This window comes from Mesorhizobium sp. P3_A8 (assembly GCF_056402995.1).
This window is the reverse complement of record NZ_JBFUGI010000041.1, coordinates 1-964: the sequence shown is the minus strand read 5'-3', so window position 1 is coordinate 964 and position 964 is coordinate 1. Positions and strand designations below refer to the sequence as shown.

Genomic DNA, 964 nt, shown 5'->3' with positions numbered 1-964 from the left:
ATTTGCGGTTGTTGATGCAAGAAGGCCATGCTGGTGGTATCCTTCTAAGGCTTCGGATTGTTTGCGGGCGTGGCGCAAGCCAGCGGCCAATCAACTCTCCAAGCGATGGCGGACAAAGACGGCAGGGACCATGATGACGTCGGGTGTTACCCGGTCCTAAGGGCGGTCGCCTGCCGCCGGGACTGCTGGCTGTGATGGGCCGCAGTCCCGGCCGCCAAACTACCCGATCCTTCTCAAACAATCCTAGGGCGAAGCAAGGAGCGCAGCGACGCGGCGCAGACCCTAGGATCCATGCCGTGACATTGGTCGTAGAATGCGACGGATCAGAAATGGCGCTTGCACGCCCACCGATGCGGGCTACCGTTCAGCCATGACCGGCTACGTCTACATGACCGCGAGCCAGAAGCGCGGCACGATCTACATCGGCGTCACCAACGACCTCGGCCGCCGCGTACCCGAGCACAAGTCCGGCCAAGGCTCAGGCTTCACCAGTCGCTACGGCGTGCAACGCCTTGTCTGGTACTAGGAGTATTTCGATATCACCGATGCAATCCAACGTGAGAAGTCCCTGAAACGTTGGCCACGCCAATGGAAGATCGACCTGATCGAAAAGACCAATCCCGAGTGGTTCGAACTTTTTCGCGGCACGGGATGGTGAGCATTCTGCACCGCTGCGACGCTTCAAAGCCCCGGCATGGATCCTAGGGTCTGCGCCGCGTCGCTGCGCTCCTTGCTCCGCCCTAGGATTGTTTGAGAAGGATCGGGTAGTTTGGCGGCCGGGACTGCGGCCCATCACAGCCAGCAGTCCCGGCGGCAGGCGACCGCCCTTAGGACCGGGTAACACCCGACGTCATCATGGTCCCTGCCGTCTTTGTCCGCCATCGCTTGGAGAGTTGATTGGCCGCTGGCTTGCGCCACGCCCGCAAACAATCCGAAGCCTTAGAAGGATACCACCAGCATGGCC

The 964-nt window shown here is 60.9% G+C and carries 1 pseudogene; it reads left to right on the top strand.

Going from position 1 to position 964, the window contains the following annotated elements:
• The first annotated feature begins 370 nt into the window (after window positions 1-370).
• Window positions 371-658 (top strand): annotated as a pseudogene (locus AC1DX4_RS35050) (GIY-YIG nuclease family protein).
• Window positions 659-964 lie beyond the last annotated feature (306 nt).